19 protein-coding genes are annotated in these 16,628 nt (G+C 60.1%); 10 read left to right on the forward strand and 9 right to left on the reverse strand.

Annotation, left to right across the window (positions count from 1 at the left end):
* Positions 1-8: 8 nt before the first annotated feature.
* Positions 9-956, reverse strand: a complete 948-nt coding sequence (locus ACKWJN_RS17475) for a Bug family tripartite tricarboxylate transporter substrate binding protein (protein WP_408599038.1) — start codon at positions 954-956, stop codon at positions 9-11.
* 128 nt (positions 957-1,084) lie between these two features.
* Here ACKWJN_RS17475 and ACKWJN_RS17480 point away from each other — a divergent pair, with 128 nt between their 5' ends.
* The 3 genes from ACKWJN_RS17480 to ACKWJN_RS17490 are packed head-to-tail and all read left to right on the forward strand — an operon-like array spanning position 1,085 to position 3,242.
* Complete coding sequence (locus ACKWJN_RS17480) at positions 1,085-1,909, forward strand: TauD/TfdA dioxygenase family protein (RefSeq protein WP_408599040.1); 825 nt, start codon at positions 1,085-1,087, stop codon at positions 1,907-1,909.
* A 34-nt stretch (positions 1,910-1,943) separates the two neighbouring features.
* Positions 1,944-2,225 carry a hypothetical protein gene (locus ACKWJN_RS17485; RefSeq protein WP_408599042.1) on the forward strand — a complete coding sequence of 94 codons (282 nt, stop codon included), beginning with the start codon at positions 1,944-1,946 and terminating at the stop codon, positions 2,223-2,225.
* A 15-nt stretch (positions 2,226-2,240) separates the two neighbouring features.
* Entirely contained in the window at positions 2,241-3,242 is a 1,002-nt protein-coding gene (locus tag ACKWJN_RS17490; RefSeq protein ID WP_408599043.1) for an ABC transporter substrate-binding protein, read from the forward strand.
* 54 nt (positions 3,243-3,296) lie between these two features.
* On the opposite strand, the gene mdeB is transcribed toward ACKWJN_RS17490, so the two are convergent.
* On the reverse strand, positions 3,297-5,918 hold the full coding sequence (mdeB, locus tag ACKWJN_RS17495) for an alpha-ketoglutarate dehydrogenase (RefSeq protein ID WP_408599045.1): 2,622 nt from the start codon (positions 5,916-5,918) through the stop codon (positions 3,297-3,299).
* A 105-nt stretch (positions 5,919-6,023) separates the two neighbouring features.
* On the opposite strand from mdeB, the gene ACKWJN_RS17500 reads away from it, so the two are divergent.
* Genes ACKWJN_RS17500 through ACKWJN_RS17510 form a run of 3 tightly spaced genes read left to right on the forward strand, consistent with a single transcriptional unit; the run spans position 6,024 to position 7,963 of the window.
* Positions 6,024-6,488: an Lrp/AsnC family transcriptional regulator gene (locus ACKWJN_RS17500; RefSeq protein WP_408599047.1), complete on the forward strand. Its 465-nt coding sequence runs from the start codon at positions 6,024-6,026 to the stop codon at positions 6,486-6,488.
* A 32-nt stretch (positions 6,489-6,520) separates the two neighbouring features.
* Positions 6,521-6,931, forward strand: coding sequence for a RidA family protein (locus ACKWJN_RS17505; RefSeq protein WP_408599048.1), 411 nt, complete (start codon positions 6,521-6,523; stop codon positions 6,929-6,931).
* A gap of 3 nt (positions 6,932-6,934) precedes the next feature.
* Positions 6,935-7,963: an amidohydrolase family protein gene (locus ACKWJN_RS17510; protein WP_408599050.1), complete on the forward strand. Its 1,029-nt coding sequence runs from the start codon at positions 6,935-6,937 to the stop codon at positions 7,961-7,963.
* 31 nt (positions 7,964-7,994) lie between these two features.
* Here ACKWJN_RS17510 and ACKWJN_RS17515 read toward each other — a convergent pair whose 3' ends face one another.
* Positions 7,995-8,957 (reverse strand): VOC family protein, encoded by a 963-nt coding sequence (locus ACKWJN_RS17515; RefSeq protein ID WP_408599051.1) that lies wholly within the window; start codon positions 8,955-8,957, stop codon positions 7,995-7,997.
* A gap of 2 nt (positions 8,958-8,959) precedes the next feature.
* Complete coding sequence (locus ACKWJN_RS17520) at positions 8,960-10,606, reverse strand: FAD-dependent monooxygenase (protein WP_408599053.1); 1,647 nt, start codon at positions 10,604-10,606, stop codon at positions 8,960-8,962.
* A gap of 147 nt (positions 10,607-10,753) precedes the next feature.
* Between ACKWJN_RS17520 and ACKWJN_RS17525 the strand changes: the two genes are divergently transcribed.
* The 4 genes from ACKWJN_RS17525 (at position 10,754) to ACKWJN_RS17540 (ending at position 12,839) form a co-directional block, all read left to right on the forward strand.
* Complete coding sequence (locus tag ACKWJN_RS17525) at positions 10,754-11,650, forward strand: LysR family transcriptional regulator (RefSeq protein ID WP_408599054.1); 897 nt, start codon at positions 10,754-10,756, stop codon at positions 11,648-11,650.
* A gap of 66 nt (positions 11,651-11,716) precedes the next feature.
* Positions 11,717-11,929 carry a hypothetical protein gene (locus ACKWJN_RS17530; protein WP_100144423.1) on the forward strand — a complete coding sequence of 71 codons (213 nt, stop codon included), beginning with the start codon at positions 11,717-11,719 and terminating at the stop codon, positions 11,927-11,929.
* 9 nt (positions 11,930-11,938) lie between these two features.
* The gene (locus ACKWJN_RS17535; RefSeq protein ID WP_408599056.1) at positions 11,939-12,160 is read left to right on the forward strand and encodes a hypothetical protein; all 222 of its coding nucleotides are present in this window, start codon (positions 11,939-11,941) and stop codon (positions 12,158-12,160) included.
* Positions 12,161-12,209: 49 nt separating this feature from the next.
* Entirely contained in the window at positions 12,210-12,839 is a 630-nt protein-coding gene (locus tag ACKWJN_RS17540) for a hypothetical protein (protein WP_408599057.1), read from the forward strand.
* Position 12,840: 1 nt separating this feature from the next.
* Here ACKWJN_RS17540 and ACKWJN_RS17545 read toward each other — a convergent pair whose 3' ends face one another.
* The 5 genes from ACKWJN_RS17545 to ACKWJN_RS17565 all read right to left on the reverse strand — a co-directional run.
* Positions 12,841-13,158 (reverse strand): NIPSNAP family protein, encoded by a 318-nt coding sequence (locus ACKWJN_RS17545; protein WP_408599059.1) that lies wholly within the window; start codon positions 13,156-13,158, stop codon positions 12,841-12,843.
* 17 nt (positions 13,159-13,175) lie between these two features.
* Positions 13,176-14,126 (reverse strand): Bug family tripartite tricarboxylate transporter substrate binding protein, encoded by a 951-nt coding sequence (locus ACKWJN_RS17550; protein WP_408599061.1) that lies wholly within the window; start codon positions 14,124-14,126, stop codon positions 13,176-13,178.
* 59 nt (positions 14,127-14,185) lie between these two features.
* Positions 14,186-15,082, reverse strand: a complete 897-nt coding sequence (locus ACKWJN_RS17555) for an SMP-30/gluconolactonase/LRE family protein (protein ID WP_408599063.1) — start codon at positions 15,080-15,082, stop codon at positions 14,186-14,188.
* An 11-nt stretch (positions 15,083-15,093) separates the two neighbouring features.
* Entirely contained in the window at positions 15,094-15,819 is a 726-nt protein-coding gene (locus ACKWJN_RS17560; RefSeq protein WP_408599064.1) for an RraA family protein, read from the reverse strand.
* Positions 15,820-15,823: 4 nt separating this feature from the next.
* Positions 15,824-16,628, reverse strand: an 805-nt coding sequence (locus ACKWJN_RS17565) for an SDR family NAD(P)-dependent oxidoreductase (RefSeq protein WP_408599066.1), incomplete at its 5' end; no start/stop codon positions are given.

Raw genomic sequence — 16,628 nt, forward strand, 5'->3', positions numbered from 1 at the left:
CGCAGGGGTTAATCGATCTGCGCGCCTGATGCTTTGACCACCTCGCCCCACTTGGCGAGGTCGTTCTTGAGCATCGCGCCAAACTCGGCGGGCTGGGTGATCAACACATCCGCGCCCTGCGCGTTGAATTTCTCAATCACCTCTTTGTTTTTCAACACGTCTTGGATGTCTTGGTTGATCCGTCGCACCACCGCCACTGGCGTTTTGGCGGGCGCAAACAAACCAAACCAAGGTGACACATCGAACTCTTTGTAGCCCGCTTCTGCAATCGTGGGAATCGCTGGAAAGTTAGACGAACGCGCGCCGCTGGTGACCGCGATCGGGCGCAAACTGCCGTTTTTGATGGACCCCGCCACCGAGGGCAAACTCGTGAACACCAGGTTGATTTGCCCACCCATCAGGTCTTGCATGGCAGGTGCTGCCCCTCGGTAAGGAATGTGATCCAGCTTGGTGCCCGCCGCCGAATTGAACATCACCCCCAGCAAATGGTTGACCGATCCATTGCCAGCTGAACCAAAGGTCAAGGGCGTTTTTCGGCCTTGCTCCACCAACTCTTTGACCGTCTTGAACGGCGCATCGGGACGGGCCACCAAGACAAACGGCAGCGTGGCCAAGGTGGCCACAGGGGCGAAATCTTTCTCGGGATCAAACGGCAATTTTTTGTACAACGACGCATTGATCGCATGCGAGCCGACATAACTCATCAACAAGGTGTGGCCATCGGGCGTGGCTTGCGCCACGTAGTCCATGCCCACGTTGCCGCCCGCACCGGCACGGTTTTCAATCACCACCGACTGCTGCCATTTCTCACTCAGTTTTTGCCCCACGATGCGCGCCAAGGCGTCCGACGCCCCACCCGGGGTTTGGGGCACCACAATTTTGACGGGCCGCGACAAAAAATCTTGCGCCAACAGGGGCATCGACAGACACATCCAGCCAAGGGCAAGGGTTTGCATGAGGGTTTTCAACACACGGGCTCCTGAGTTTTTTTGTCGCAAGAGGATGGCACGAACCCCCAGCTTGGCTTGTCGCAGGCCGGACAAACCAAGCCCCTGAAAAACACGGTCTGTGACAGAATAATTTGATGAAAATTCAACGAATTGCGGGTGCCTTGGGTGCTGAACTGCTGGATGTGGATCTGTCTGAACCCATCTCCACCGACCTGCAACAAGCCATCAGGGCCGCACTGCTCGAACACCTGGTCATTTTCTTTCGTGACCAAAACCTCAGCACCGCGCAATTCATGCGCTTTGCTCACAGCATGGGCACCCCCGTCGAATACCCGTTTGTCAAAGGCTTGGACGACTTCCCGTGTGTCATTGAAGTCAAAAAACTAGCGCACGAGAAAAACAACTTCGGTGGCATCTGGCACTCAGACACCACCTACCTCGAGCAACCGCCCATGGGCTCGATGTTGTTGGCGCGTGAAATCCCCCCCTACGGTGGCGACACCTTGTTTGCCAACCAGTACCTGGCTTGGGAGACCTTGTCCGAGACCCTGCAATCGATGCTCGAGGGCTTGATGGGCATCAGCAGCTCAGCCAAAGCCGATGTTTCCAAAACCCGTGAAGACCGCCTCAAGACCGACGGTAAATCAGACGCGCCGAAAAACCACACCCATGCGCACCCTTTGGTGCGCACCCATCCCGAAACCGGCCGCAAAGCACTCTACGTGAACGTGGCCCACACCTCGGGCATTGTGGGCATGCGCGACGAAGAAAGCGCCCCGCTGCTGAAGTTTCTGTTTGAACACCAAGTCAAGGCGGAGTTCACCTGCCGCTTTGTGTGGAAGCCCCATTCCTTGGCCTTTTGGGACAACCGTTGCACCCAACACAACCCGGTCAACGACTACCATGGCTTCAAGCGTGTGATGCACCGCATCACGCTTGGCGGGGATACCCCTGTTTGACACAGGTGCACGAATGATTCGAGGAGAACACTTCATGCGACTATTTTTCATTCTGGTGCTGCTGGTCTTCAATGCCTCTGCGGCCACCAAAGACTATGTGCAAAAAGAGGCCTACGAAGGCTGCAATGGCATCAAAGACCCCGATAAAAAAACCTACTGCCAAGCCATGGACACCAACAAAGCCGAGTTCTGCAACCGCATTGGCAACAACGACTTGCAAAACAAATGTCTCGCCAAGGTGAACAACGACGCGAAATATTGCAAACGAATCTCCGACGACAGAAAAAAGAAAAGCTGCGAACAATACATTCGTTAATTCAAGAAAGGTTTTATGTACAAACTCATCACAGCCGCCGTGGCTTTGACCCTCGCTGCCTGCAGCAGCAACCCGGTGGTGCAAGCCCCCGCCAATGACCCCGTCACCTTGCGCGTCAATGTGTTCCGTGGCGCCAGCAACATCCCCATCTACATGGCGATGGAAAAAGGTTACTTTGCACGCCGTGGCATCACACCGGTGATGCAGTTCACCCCCAACTCCGAGCAGCAACGTGCCGGTTTGGCCGAAGGCAAATTTGAAATCGCCCATGCGGCCGTCGACAACGCGATCGCCATGATTGAAGTGGCCAAAAAAGATGTCGTCATTTTGTCGGGTGGCGACGGTGGCATGAACGAAATGCTGGTGCGCCAAGACATCCACAAACCCTCTGACATGCGTGGGCGCACCTATGTGGTGGACGCACCCGACACGGCCTACGCCCTGATTGGCCGCAAAATCCTCAAAGACGCAGGCTTGGTGGAAGGCAAAGACTACAAGATCGATCCACTGGGGGGTTCAGAAAACCGCTTCAAAGGCTTGGACAGTCCTGCGGGCGCTTCGACGCTGCTCAACCCACCCTGGAACTTCTTGGCCAAAGAGCGTGGCGCCAAAAGCTTGGGCACCACCACGGCCTTGTACGGTCCCTACCAAGCCGGTGGCATCTTTGTGATGCGCCCCTGGGCTGCGGCCAACGCCTCTGCGGTGGAGCGTTATGTCGCGGCCTACATCGAAGGCTGCCGCGCGGCCCAAGACCCCGCACAAAAAGCACTCACCCTCAAGGTGCTGTCGCGTGAGTTGAAACTCGACGCCAACAAAGCCGAGTTGACCTACCAAGCCTTGAACGACCCCTCAGGCAGCGGCCTGTCCAAAGACTGCGCGCTCGACATGCAGGGCTTCAAAAACGTCTTGGCCTTGCGTGCCGAGATCGAAGGCCAATGGGGCGGCAAAGCACCGGCACCCGACAAGTTTTTGGACTTGAGCTACTTCAACCGCGCCCTGCAACACACCCTGCCTTGAGTTCGTCTGAGTGCGTGGGCTTGCGGCCCCTCACTCAGCGCTTGCACGCCAGGTTCATTGACCCAATGCGTGCAGCGCCGCGTTGACAATGCTGGCCGCATCCACATGGAAGAAGGCCCGCAAAGCCGCCCGCGTGTCGCTGCGGCCAAACCCGTCGGTGCCCAAGCTCAGGTAACGACGCCCTGCTGGCAGGTAGGCGCGCACACTCTCTGGGACCGCACGCACATAGTCGGTGGCGGCCACGATGGGGCCCTGGCTGGTGGCCAACTGTTGCGCCAAAAACGGCACGCCCGGGCTGCTGTCGCCTGCCAAGGCCCGTTCTTCGCACGCCACACCATCACGCGCCAGCTCGCTCCAGCTGGTGACGCTGTAGACATCGCTGGCAATGCCCTGTGCCGCCAGTTGCTCAGCCGCTTTGACCACCTCGGTCAAGATCGCGCCTGAGCCCATCAAGGTCACGCGTGGCGCGTTGGCTTGAGGCACCTCGAAGGCTTTGAACTTGTAGCAACCCCGGATCACCTCTGATTCAACACCTGCGGGCAAATCCGGTTGGGCATAGTTTTCGTTCATCAAGGTGACGTAGTAGAAAACATCGCGCTGCTCGACCAACATCTCGCGCATGCCGTGGTCCACGATCACCGCCATCTCGCCCGCATACGCCGGGTCATAGGCACGGCAATTCGGAATGGTGGCTGCCACCAAGTGGCTGCTGCCATCTTGGTGTTGCAAGCCTTCCCCACCCAGCGTGGTGCGCCCTGAGGTGGCACCCAGCAAGAAGCCCCGTGCACGTTGATCAGCCGCGGCCCAAATGGCGTCGCCCACGCGCTGAAAACCAAACATCGAGTAGTAAATGTAGAACGGCAACATGGCCAAGCCGTGCACGCTGTAGCTGGTGGCCGCAGCGGTCCAACTGGCAATGGCGCCAGCCTCGCTGATGCCCTCTTCCAAAATTTGGCCATCCAGGGCCTCGCGGTAACTCAGCACCGAGCCAATGTCTTCTGGTTCGTAGCGCTGGCCCACGCTGGAATAAATGCCCACCTGCTTGAACAAGTTGGCCATGCCAAAGGTGCGCGCCTCATCGGCCACGATGGGCACGATGCGTGGGCCCAAGGCGGGGTCTTTGAGCAAGTTGCCCAGCAAGCGCACAAACGCCATGGTGGTGGACATTTCCTTGCCTGCGGCATTCACCGCAAAGTTGGCGTACTGGGCCAGTGCCGGCACGGGCACGACATCGGCTTGGGTCTGGCGCTGCGGCATGTAGCCGCCCAAGCGTTGGCGTTGCGCATGCAGGTAATGCATCTCCGCGCTGTCGTCGGCAGGCTTGAAGAACTGCAACTCAGTGGCTTGTTCGTCGCTCAAGGGCAAGTTGAAGCGGTTTCTGAACTCGATCAACGCCGTCTCGTCGAGTTTCTTTTGGCTGTGGGTGGTCATCTTGCCCTGCCCGGCCTCGCCCATGCCATAGCCTTTTTTGGTGTGGGCCAAGATCACCGTGGGTTGCCCTTGGTGCTTGGCCGCTGCGGCATAGGCCGCATGGATCTTGACCAAGTCATGCCCCCCGCGTTTGAGGCGGTCAATTTGCTCGTCGGTCATGCCTTGCGCCAAACGTGCCAACTCTTCGTTTTGACCAAAGAAGGTGTCGCGGTTGAAGCGCCCGTCTTTGGCCGCAAAGGTTTGCATTTGGCCGTCCACTGTGTCGGCCAGGGCCCGCACCAAGGCGCCGGTCACGTCGCGTGCGAACAAACCATCCCAATCGCTGCCCCACACCAGCTTGATCACGTTCCAGCCCGCACCACGGAACAGGCGCTCCAATTCGTCGATGATGCGGCCGTTACCGCGCACCGGCCCGTCCAAGCGCTGCAAATTGCAGTTGACCACCCACACCAGGTTGTCGAGCTTTTCACGCGAGGCCAGTGTCAACGCGCTCATGCTCTCGGGCTCGTCCATCTCGCCGTCACCAAACACGCCCCAGACCTTGCGTGCGCCACAGTCTTGCAACTGGCGGTGTGAGAGGTAGCGCATGAAGCGCGCGTGGTAGATCGAGCTGATGGGGCCTATGCCCATCGAGCCGGTGGGGAACTGCCAAAAATCAGGCATCAGCCAGGGGTGCGGATAGCTGCTCAACCCGCGCACGCCCTCGGGGGCTGTGAGTTCTTGGCGGTAGTGCGACAAGTCGGCTTCGCTCAGGCGCCCTTCCAGGTAAGCCCGTGCATAGACGCCGGGTGCGCTGTGGGGTTGGAAAAACACCAAGTCACCGCCGTGCGCCGCGTTGCGTGCATGGAAGAAGTGGTTGAAGCCCACCTCAAACAAATCGGCGGCGCTGGCATAGCTGGCAATGTGGCCACCCAACTCACCGTAAGCGGCATTGGCCTTGGCCACCATGGCCAGCGCGTTCCAGCGCATCAGCGAGCCCAAGCGTTCTTCCATCGCCAAGTCGCCCGGAAACGCAGGTTGCTGCTCCACCGCCACGCTGTTGACATAGGGCGTGACCAACTCAGGCTGCCACTGCACCTGGGAGGTGTTGGCCAGATGCACCAAGTTGTCCAAGATGAAACGCGCCCGCTCAGGGCCCTGGGTGGCCACCAGCGACAAAAAGGCGTCGCGCCACTCGGCAGTTTCAAAGGGGTCGGCATCGCTGCTGGCGGCGGCCAAGAAAGGGTGAAGGCTGTGGTCTGTCATGGCAACGACTGTAAAAAAAAACGTCCCAAATAGGCTGTCGTTTTCGTGAAGATTTAGCCCAAATACAAAATAAAATGCCTCGATTCATTACTTTTGAAGCACAAAATGAATTTAGACACCACCGATCTGCGCATTTTGACGGAGCTGCAACACGACAGCTCGCTCACCAACATCGAACTGGCGAAACGGGTGCATTTGTCACCCTCTCCGTGCCTGACCCGCGTCAAAGCCCTGGAAGCTGCGGGCGTGATTGACCGCTATGTGGCCCTGGTCAACCCCAAGCCGCTGGGCTTGAACTTGTCGGTCTTCATCTCGATCAGTTTGAAAGAACAATCCAAGTCGGCCTTGGCCGAGTTTGAACAGCGCATTGCCGAACACGATGAGGTGATGGAGTGCTACCTCATGACCGGCGACAGCGACTACTTGATCCGCGTGGCGATCGCCGACATGACGGCGCTTGAAAAATTCATCCTGGAACAACTGACCCCGATCCCGGGCATTGAAAAAATTCGCTCCAGCTTTGCCCTCAAGCAAGTGCGTTATAAAACAGCCTTGCCCCTGCCCCACTGACTGAACACAACTCCCACCAAGGCGATTGATCTATGACCCCCAGAAGACCCCGCTCCATCGAAGTCGATGGCATCACGCATGGCAACGCGCCCATTCCCATGGGTGCGCGCGTCGGTGACATGATTTATTCGTCCGGCATCATGGGCCGCGACCCGGCCAACGACACCCTGCCCAGCGACGCAGCCAGCCAAGCCAAGTTTGTGTTCCAACACCTGCGCACCCTGTTGCGCAACGGCGGCGCGAGCTTGGACGACGTGGTGCATGTCAAGGCTTACATCCAAGACAACAGCGTGCGCGAGTTGTTGAACGTGGAGTGGCTGGCCTGCTTCCCCGACCCCCACGACCGCCCCGCTCGCCACACCGTGGTGACCGACCTGCCCGGCGGTATGCTGATACAAATCGAAATCGTGGCCGTTGTGTCACCTACCGCAACCAGGAGCTGACACGTGATCATTGATTGCCACGGACATTTCACCACCACCCCGCCCGAAGTCATGGCTTATCGGGCGCGGCAAGTCGAGCACTTCCAAGCCACAGGCCAGTGCTTGCCCGAAGATCCCCCAGAGATCAGTGATGCGCAAATACACGCGGCCATCTCTGAAAACCAACTCAAGGTCATGCAAGAACGCGGCATCGACCTGACCCTGTTCTCTCCCCGCGCCATTGGCATGGACCACCAATTTGGCGACGAAGCCACCAATGTGCGCTGGGCCGAGTACTGCAACAACTTGGTCGATCGCGCCTGCAAGATGTTCCCCCAGCACTTGGCGGGCGTCTGCCAGTTGCCACAGGTCACGGGGCAAAAACCAGGGGCGGCGGTGTTTCGCGAACTCCAGCGCTGCATCCAAGAACTGGGCTTTGTGGGCGCCAACCTCAACCCTGATCCCTCGGGCGGCCATTGGTCAGACCCACCGCTGTGGGACAAAGACTGGTGGTACCCGCTGTACGACCAATTGGTCGCACTCGACGTGCCCGTCATGATCCACGTCAGTGGCTCCTGCAACCCGCACTTCAATGCCGTGGCCACGCATTACATCAATGGCGACACCACCGCTTTTGTGCAATTCATGATGTCGGATCTTTTCAAAGACTACCCTAGCCTCAAGTTCATCATCCCGCACGGCGGAGGCGCTGCGCCCTACCACTGGGGTCGCTACCAGGGCATGGCCATCGACATGGGCTTGGGCGACTTGACCACCCGCATGTTCAACAACCTGTATTTCGACACCTGCGTCTACCACCAACCCGGGATTGACCTGCTGTTGAAGGTCATCCCCTCAGGCAATGTGTTGTTTGCGTCAGAAACCATCGGTGCCGTGCGTGCGGTCGACCCCAAGACGGGTCGCAACTTCGATGACACGCACGAATACATCAAAGCCACCCAGGTGGTGAGTGACGCAGACAAAGAAAAGATCTACCAACACAACGCCTTGGGCTTGTACAAGCGTTTAGGGCAGCACGTGCGCAAGGCTTGACGCCCGCGCCGCCTTTGCCACGCCGGCTTGCTCAGGCCGGCAAAGGCTGCTCTTGGTTGGTGATGAAGCCCTCGGGCATGGTGGGGCCCCAGACATACAGCGAGTCCTCTGCGGCATGGTCGGCCGCAGGCCAATCCAAGTTAGCGGGCACAAAGTCGATGTCGTGGGAGTACTCGCAAAAACTGCCCCAGGGATCGCGCACGTAGTAGAAGTAATTCGAGCCCAGCACGTGACGGCCAAAGCCCCAACCCTGGGTCCAACCTGCGTTGCGCATTTGCTCAGACCCCACGCCCACCTCGTCGATGCTGCCCACCTCCCAGCTGCTGTGGTGCAAGCCCGGTGCATGTGACTTGGCCAAGGCAATCAGGTGGTGGTCGCTGCCGTGCGGCGTGTGGATGAAGGCAATGATGTCCCCGGAAGAGTCGGACAAACGCAAGCCCAGCACGTCTTCGGCAAAGCGTGTCATGCGCAACACATCGGGGCTGAAGAACAACACGTGAGACAAATGTTTCGGCCGGGTCGGCACCACCTGGCTGCGACTCGGCGCGGCCCCTTGGCCTGGGGGCACAGCTTTCTTCGGCGTAGGCGTGGACTTGGCCGAGGGCGATACCTTTGGCGCCACCCACAACTGAACCGGCGTGCCATCGGGGTTGCGCAGCCAGATGCCATCGGTGCTGCCCAGGGGGTGCGGCTCGCAGCCAATTCCTAAGTCTTTCACGCGCTGTTCAAATGCAGCCACGTCTTCGGCAAAGATGCCGTAGCGCACATATTGCAGCTGCTTGCGCTCGCCCGCTTCAAACACCGACGCCCAACAGTGGTCGTGGCCAAAGGTGTACAAATCCAAGCGCTGGTCGACTGGGCGAACATCGAAACCAAAGTCGGTGTAGAACTTGATGGCCACGCCCAAGTCAGGCACGGTGTAGACAAATCGGTCGACCGAGTGAACGGCCAACACACCGGTACGGCGTGATGCGAGGGCGGGGATGGAAGACATGCTCAGACTCCTGCGGTGGTCAATGACGGGGCGCGGCCACTGATCTTTTCAAACAAGCCAGCGCTGGCATGCGGCCAGGCATCGGCCCGCCAGGCCACGTGTTGGTCGGGGCGAATCAGTGTGAAGCGGGTGGGGTACAAATCGGCAATGCCAGACTCTTGCGGCTGAATCACGGTCAGTGGCACACCGGCAGCGCGGGCCTGAATGCGGGCTTGGTCCATCGCTTCAGACGGTGCGTCTTTGGACGCCAACAAGGTGAAGCCAAGCCCAAAGTGGTCGAACAAGGACGAGCCATCGTGCAACCACGCGTGAGGCGCCAACGAACCCGGGCGAGACGTGGGCACGTAGTTGATGTAATCGTGGCCCGGTGCGCGTGTGCCATCGGCCACGATCACGGGTGAGTGCTCATAGCGGTAACCCAACATCACGCCCAGCGTGGTGAACTCGCGCAACTTGCCCGCTTGGATGACCGCACCCACCTCGCGGCGCATCGCAGCGCCCTCGGCGTTGTCACCATCCAAGCCCTCTTTCCACAGTTGGTTGCCCAACATGGCGTGGTTGGCCACCGCCTCGTCCAACACCATGTTGTGCACGGGCTTGCGCTCTTGCTCGTAGCTGTCGAGCAACTCAGGGCCGCCCCAGCCTTGCAAGACAGCGGCGATCTTCCAACCCAGGTCCACCCCGTCGGCCACGCCCATGTTCATGCCGTAGCCACCAAACGGTGGATGCAAGTGGCAGGCGTCGCCCGCCAAAAACACCCGGCGGTCGCGGTAGTTGTTGGCCAACAAGCGACTGGCCACCCACTCGTCGGTGGACAACACCTCGTAGGGCAAGTCGATGCCCGTGGCTTTGCGGATCAAATCTGGCGTGTTCGCCACATCCAGCTTGCTGCCCTCTTTCATGCCCGTGGGCATGAAGAACCACTTGTCACCTTGGTCCATCGGACCGATCAAGCTGGGGGCTTCGGCATTGACCTGCCAGTACATGATGGCGGGGCCGTGTTTTTGTTTCTCCGCCAAGCCAGGGGCCTTGAACACCACGTTGTAGTTGCGCGACAAACCCCGGGTGCCTTCCATCTTGGCGCCAATGCCCTCGCGCACCACGCTGCGCGAGCCGTCCGATCCCACCATGAACTTGGCCTCGATGGTGAGGGTCTGGTTGCGCTTGAGGTCACGCACCACCGCGTGCACGCCATCACCGTCTTGTTCAAAAGTCGTCAACTCGGTGTTGAACCGCAAGTCCACATTCGGCAAAGACTGTGCATGCTCGCGCATGACTTCTTCCACCGTGTACTGCGGAATCCATTGGCCATGCTCTGAGTACAAGGGGTTGCGCCCGGGCGCGCAGTACATGGCGTTCTCAAAGCGCGTCAACTCGTGCCCCCCCAAACTGGTACAAAACACCACATTCGAGGGGTAATACATGCCAAACGGAGACGCCGCCCGCAGGGTGTCGGCAATGCCCCAACGGCGAAAGTGTTCGCGGGTGCGCACATTGGTGGTCTTGGCACGCGGTGCGTAGCCCACCCGTTCGTTGCGTTCAATCAGCACACAAGGAATCGAGCGGTGGCCCAACTCAATCGCCAAGGCCAAGCCCACAGGGCCAGCACCGACAATCAACACCCCCGTCTTCAACAACGAATCACCCATGTACGGTCTCCAAGTTTCAAATGCTAGGGATGGTACGGATGACCCAGTGATGCGAGAAGATGACAATATTTCAATGACGATGCCTAAATTCGATCTCTCTCGTTTTCCCTATGTCTTGGGGCGGCCGACTTCAGCACGTCTCGCGGCATGAAGTTCAGCGCCGTGCGTGACTTCTTGGCCGTGGCCGAACGCGGCAGCTTGCGTGCCGCGGCCCGTCAACTCAATGGCTCACAACCCGCCATCAGCCGCAGCATCCAAGAGCTGGAGCGAGAACTCGGCGTGGTCTTGTTTGAACGCAGCCCCAGCGGCGTGCAGCTCACGCCCATGGGTTCGGTGTTTTTGCGCCGCGCCAGTGCGGTGCGCAACGAACTGCGCCTGGCCCAAGAAGAGCTCGACCAACTGCGCGGCGAAACCCATGGTCGCCTGACCGTGGCGCTCTCCAGCGTGCCGCACATCGCCTTGCTGCCTCTGGCCTTGCGTCCGTTTCGTGAGCGCTACCCCCACGTCACGATTGAAATTCGGGATGCGATGTACCCCGCCATCGAAGCCGACCTCAAAGAAAGCCGCGTCGACTGTTACATGGGTCCCGACCCAGGCGCATTGGCACCTGAGCTGACCCGTGAAAAACTGTTTGACAACACGCGCATGATTTTTGGCCGCAAAGGCCACCCCTTGGCCCATGCGCAGTCCTTGGCCGAGTTGGCCGATGCGGAGTGGATCACCACCTCGGTGACCCACATCGCCGAAGAAGAACTCGGCCCCTTGTTTGCCCAGCATGGCTTGCCCGCGCCCAAACTGGTCATGCAAGGCCATTCGACCCTCACTTTTTTGGTGGCCTTGGTCAACTCTGATTTGCTGATGATGTTGCCCGTGCAGTGGACGCAATCCCTGCCCTTGAGCAACATGGTGCAAGCCATCCCGGTGCGCGAAGTCTTGCCCGCCCCCCCCATTTGCTTGGTGCGCCGCAGTGGTTTGCCCCTCACACCGGCGGCCGAATACTTCTGCGACATGATGCGTCGCGCCGTCTTGCACCGGCAAATTTGAAGGGGGTTTGGGGCCTGCAAAAGCCTAGGCACTTACCCTGAACACATTTCACCTAAAATTCGCACCATGAGCAGAGATGAAACCACCAAGATCGCCAGCGACGGACTTCGCTACAAATCCAAAGCCGGGGGATCTCCGTTCGGTGGTTCTGGCCACACGGCGGCCAGCATGAGCTGCTACAAATGCGGCCTGCACAAGCCCAGGGCCTTGGGCACCTTCAAGCGCTTGCTCAACCAAAGCATGTTCATGTGCGGAGACTGCAAACCCGTCAAAGCCTAGCGGTACAGCATGTCCCAACTGGAATCGCAGCACCCCAGCAACCCGCGATGCCAGTCGTGCCGCTACGTGATGCCTTCCTATTCGGCCAGCACCGGCTTGCGCTGCGGCCTGCAGTATTTCCAAAGCACGGTGCTCATGCGTAAATTCCAACGCATGGAACATTACCCCGAAGTCAAAGCGTTCAACGCGTGCGAGGCCTGGTCTGGGATCGACGCCAACGCACCCCCCTGAAACCTTGTATCGTCCGGGTACCCCCCACTGTTTCCTTCTAGGAGTTGCCATGTTCCCACGCATGCTCATCGCAGGCTTTTTGTCTTGCCTCACCCTGTGCGTTCACGCGCAAACCGCCAGCCCCTCCGCGCCAGTGCGCGTGCGCGGCACGATCGAACAAGTCAGCCCCACCCAACTGGTGGTGAAAGACCGCAGCGGAGAGGTGGTCACCTTGGTGCGCCCTGCCGACATGCCGGTGTCTGAGGTGCTGCCCATCGCGCTGAAAGACATCCAAGTGGGCAGCTTCATCGGCTCGGCCGCCATGCCCCAGGCCGATGGATCTCAGCTGGCCTTGGAAGTGTTGGTGTTTCCTGAGGCCGCACGTGGCACCGGTGAAGGCCATTACGCCTGGGACTTGCAACCGCAAAGCACCATGACCAACGCCACCGTGGCCAGCCTGGCCGTGGCCCCCAGCCAGATGCCCGGCGGTCAAGAGCTGCTGCTGAAATACAAAGACGGCGAAAAGCGCTTGCTGGTGCCAGCGGGCACGCCCATCGTCACCATCCGCCCAGCCAAGCCAGAGGAAAACGTGTTGCTGATCCCAGGCGCCAAGGTGATGGTGGTGGCCCAGGTCAAAGACGGTCAACCCACGGCCGTGCGCGTGACGGTTGGGCGCAACGGCTTTGCGCCGCCCATGTGATTCACACCCAATGCGGTGAGAACTTGGTGGGCCGCATGATCTTGACCTCTTGCGCCACAAAGCTGCCCCGATTGCGCACCTTGAAGGCCTGCCATTCGGGGTCAGCGTCCATCGCGGCGCGGCGTTGCTCTCGGTCGGCCATGCTGTCGTAGACCCAGATGTGCACCACTTGGTTGAGGGTGCCAATCTCGGTCACATAAAAGCCCAGCAAACGCCCCAGGTACTTCATCTCCAGCGGCAAGCCTTCGGCTTCAAAGCGGGCCAGGTACTCGTCCATTTGCCCGTGCGGCAAGGTGTAGGTGCGTTGTTCGTAAATCATGGGCGTGCTTGCATGCATCAATCGGTTTGAATCTTGGCTTCTTTGAGCCAAGGAATCCAGCGGTCAAAGTCTGCGTCCAAGCGCGCTTTGAAGCCTGCGCTGTCACGCGGATGGCTGAACCCCGCCTCGGCCAGCTTGGCCGCCACCTCGGGTTGCGCCACCACTTGGGCCAGCGCTTGGGCCAGCTTTTGGCGCACGTCAGCGGGCACACCCGCAGGCACCAACACGCCGTACCAATTGGTCATCTGCAACAGTGGCATGCCCGCCTCTGCGGCGGTGGGCACATCGGGCAAATGGGGCGAGCGCTTGGTGTCAAAAATCACCAGGCCTTTGACGCGTCCGTCCTTGATGTAGGCCTTGAGCACTGGCACATCGGCGTTCACCACATCCAGCGTACCCGACATCAAATCGACCAAGGCCGGTGCCGCACCCCGGTACGGGATGTGCACCATGGGCGCATCGGCCACCTTGCTGAACAACTCGGCCCCCACGTGCATGGTGCCGCCTACTCCAGTGGAGCCGTAATTGAGTTTGTTGGCTTTGGCTTTGGCCACCAGCTCAGCCAGGTTGTTCACCCCCAGCGAGGGCCGCACCGCCAACATGGTTTGCACCTCACCCAGCAAATACACCGGCTCCAAGTCTTTGCGTGGGTTGTAAGGTAAATTGGCCGTGGTGCCTGCACTCAGCACCAAGCTGGAAGTGGTCAACACAATGGTTTGTCCATCGGGCACCGACTTCACCGCCGCCGACACACCCACCGTGCCCCCTGCCCCGCCCCGGTTGTCCACCACCACGGGTTTGCCCAAGGCGGTGCTGAGTGCGGGCGTGATGATGCGGGCAATTTGATCGGCCGGCCCACCGGCAGCAAATGGCACGATGATTTTGAGCGCGTCTGCCGCATACGCTGACATGCCCAGACACAGCGCTGCGCTGCCCAGCAGCCAAAGTTTCAGAGTGTTGCGTCGCATACGTGTTCCAAAGTTGAAAGAGTGATCGAAGAGTTCACAAGCCAGCCATGCCGCGCGGCTCAGCCTTGGTAACGCGGCTCGGGCAAACCTGCCACCCCCACATCCAAACTCAGCAAGGCACCGGCCCAAGGCTCTGCCGCCAGCCGCTCAGGCGCAATGCGCTGCGAGTGGCTGGTGATGTACAAGGTGCGCAAGCCCTCGCCACCAAAAGCCGGGCAAGTGGGGTTGGTCACAGGCAGTTGGATCACGCGGTCCACGCGCCCCTTGGGGTCGAGCCGCACCAAATGCCCCGTGGCCACCATGGTGTGCCAGACACAGCCCTCGGCATCCACCGTGGCCCCATCGGGGCGACCCAGTTGGTGCGTCCAGTCTTTGAACACACGGCGGTTGGAGATCGCGCCGTCGTCCAAGTCGTAATCAAAGGCCCACATCATTTGGTTGTGCGTGTCGGCAAAGTACATGGTCTTGTCGTCCGGGCTCCAGCACAAGGCATTGGGCAAGACAAAGCCATCGAGCATGGCGTGGCAGCTGTGGTCCGGGTCCAGGCGGTACAGCACGCCGTGGGGTTCGCGCACCGTGTCGTGCATGCTGCCTGCCCAAAAGCGGCCACGGCGGTCGCACTTGCCGTCGTTCAGTCGCATGCCCGCGCCACCCAGTCCGGGGTCGAAAATCAACGACGGGGCCAAGGGCTGCGCCGGGTTGTAGCCGTAAAAACCACCCGGTGTGGCCAACACCAAGCCACCCGATTCGCGCAGCGCAATCGAGCCCGTCACCATCTCCGGGGCCAAACGCCACGCGCGGTGGGCACCGGTGGCCGGGTCGTACGACTGCACCGCAGGCCGACGCACATCGACCCACCACAACTGGCGCGTGCGGTCACACCACAGCGGCACCTCGCCCAAGATGTCGGCACCTTGCACCACGCATTGAAGGCTGGCATTGATTTCAGCTTGCATGTCGAAACCCGTCACTTGTATTTGGTTTTGGCCAGGGTGGCGATGTCCACGCCCGTGGCAATGTCGGCCTTTTGGCGGCTGTCGCCTTGGTCAATGTGCTCGGCCTCCTTGAGCACCGCCTCCACATGGGCGAATGGCACAAACACCACGCCCGCTTCATCGGCCACCACCAAGTCACCCGCGTCCACCTGCACGTTGGCAATCCGCACCTTGCCATTGATCTCCACCGTCTCCAAACGCCACTTGCCCGTGATGGGCGTGACGCCTTGCGCCCAAATCGGAAAGCCCAACTCGCGCGACACCGTGGGGTCGCGGTACGAACCATCGATCACCGCCCCCGCACACCCTGCGCGGTGCGCCAGGGTGGCCGACTGCCCGCCCATGTTGGAGATGCCCAGCAAACCCTGAATCACCACCACATCGCCGGACTCGGCCAGGTTGTAGGCCTCGTGCTCGCCCATCTTGCCCACCTTGCTGGCGGCGCTGCGCAGCGGGGTCTCATGGCGCTCCACATTGCGCACCGTCACGGCTTGCCCCACCATGCGTTGCGCCTGCAACGAGGGCTTCAAAGTCGAGGCCGCAATGGCGCCTAACAACCCCAGGTTGTCCATCGCGTCGGACACCGCGCCCGTCAAATCGTCGAGTTGTTGGTAACGCTGCAAGAGCTCGGGGCTCAAGCGGGTGAGCGTCATTTTTTTGACCGCCTCTGCGGGCACACGTCCAGTGAGTTGCTTCATGGCTTCAGCTCATCAAGCCGCCATCGACCATGTGCACCGTGCCCGTGACATAGGTGCTCAAGTCGCTGGCCAAGTACAGCACCGCACCCGCAATTTCGCGGGCTGAAGCATGCCGCTTCAAAGGCACGGCTTGGTTGAGTTGCTCGGTCACGTTGATGCCCAGCATCTTGCCCATCTCCACTTCGATGCCGGTTTGAAACGCGTTGTCGACCGGGCCAGGGTGGATGCTGTTGACCCGAATGCCACGCGAGGCCGCCGAGCGCGAGGCCACACGCATGACACCCACTTGCGCATGCTTGGCCGTCACGTAGGCCATGTTCACACCCGCGCCACCGCGCACGCCTGAGATGCTGGAGGTGATGATGATGCTGCCTCCATCGTTCATGTGCGGCAGCCCATACTTGCAGGCCAAGAAAGCGCCCTTGGCATGGATCGTCAAGGTGGTGTCGAAAATGTCTTCGGGGTATTCCTCCACACGCGCATTGCGGCCTGCATTGCCCGCGTTGCTGAAGATCACATCGATCTTGCCCCACTTGGCCACGATCGCTTCAAACGAAGCCGCCACGCGTGCCGCATCGGTCACATCGCAAGCAAAGGCAAACACATGCGGGCTGTTCAAACTTTGCACCGCCGCATCCAAGGCGCTGGGGTCAAGGTCGACCAACATCACCTTGCCGCCTTCTTCTAAAAAGCGTTGGGCCGAGGCCAAGCCAATGCTGCCTGCGCCTCCGGTGACCACGCACACCTTACCGTCTAACAAGGCCATGACCTGTCTCTTATACACATCTGACGCTGCCGACGAAGCTAGA

Origin of the sequence: Limnohabitans sp. (genome assembly GCF_046052825.1) — a bacterium.
Classification (GTDB): domain Bacteria; phylum Pseudomonadota; class Gammaproteobacteria; order Burkholderiales; family Burkholderiaceae_C; genus Limnohabitans.